General features: G+C 62.2%; 1 protein-coding gene. It reads left to right on the plus strand.

Annotated features, from left to right (window positions below; translation table 11 throughout):
* Positions 1–93: 93 nt before the first annotated feature.
* On the plus strand, positions 94–1,068 hold the full coding sequence (locus J0I64_RS03185; protein ID WP_291406174.1) for an ABC transporter substrate-binding protein: 975 nt from the start codon (positions 94–96) through the stop codon (positions 1,066–1,068).
* Positions 1,069–1,085: the final 17 nt, after the last annotated feature.

The following is a 1,085-nucleotide window of genomic DNA, read 5'->3' on the forward strand; positions in this document are numbered from 1 at the left end:
CCCGCCGCAATCGCTCGGGCTCAATACGATACATTGCGTTCGCCGATGACCCGCGGTGTTATCGAATGCGAATAAGGGACTTGGGAGGGTGCTATGGGCCTTTGTGCAAAACTCACCACGGCGGCGCTGGCACTGATGATCGCCACGCCCGCGCTGGCGCAGCCATTGAGCCTGGGCGTGCAGGAATCGGGCACCGTTCAGTGGGAAATCGAGACCATCAAGGCGCTGGGCCTCGACAAGAAGCACAGCGTCGAACTCGACATTCGGCCGTTGGCCGACAGCCGCGCCGGGCAGATTGCACTTCAGGCCGGTGAGGTCGACGTCATCCTTTCCGACTTCGTCTGGGTGACGATCCAGCGCCACCAGGGCGGCTCGGTCACCATGGTTCCCCATTCCCTCGCCGTCGGCGGGCTGATGGTCGGACCGGACAGTACCATCACCAAGGTTGAGGACCTCAAGGGTAAGACCGTTGCCGTCGCCGGCGGGCCGGTCGACAAGAGCTGGGTGACCTTGCAGGCCTATTACAACAGCGTCACCGGCGCGCGGCTTGTGGATGACGTGAAGGCCAATTATGGCGCCCCACCGCTCGTCAATGAACTGCTCGGCAATGGCGGCGCCGATGCCGCGCTCAATTTCTGGCAGTGGAACGCGCGCTCAAAGGTCGCCGGCGCCACCGAACTGCTTTCGGTCGCCGACATGCTGCGGGATCTCGGTGTTTCCGAACAACCCCCGCTTCTGGGTTGGACCTTTACCGATGAAACCGCGACAGCCAAGCATGACGCGCTGGTCGCTTTCCTCGAGGCTTCGTTTGAGGCCAAGGATGTCCTCTTGCATGACGATGCGGTCTGGGAGGGTCTCAAGAGCATAATGGGCGCGGCCGACGACGAGGCTCTCTTCAAGCAATTGCGTGACGACTATCGCGCCGGCATCGTCAGCACCTATGATCCCGCCCATACCGAACCGGCCCAGCAGGCCTTTGCCCTGATGGCAAAATTCGGCGGTTCGGACCTGGTGGGCGACGCGCAGACGCTCGATCCCGGCACGTTCTGGCAGGGTTTTAGCAAATAGGTATTCCCGCCCAAGCA

The organism is Devosia sp., from assembly GCF_017307565.1.
Classification (GTDB): domain Bacteria; phylum Pseudomonadota; class Alphaproteobacteria; order Rhizobiales; family Devosiaceae; genus Devosia.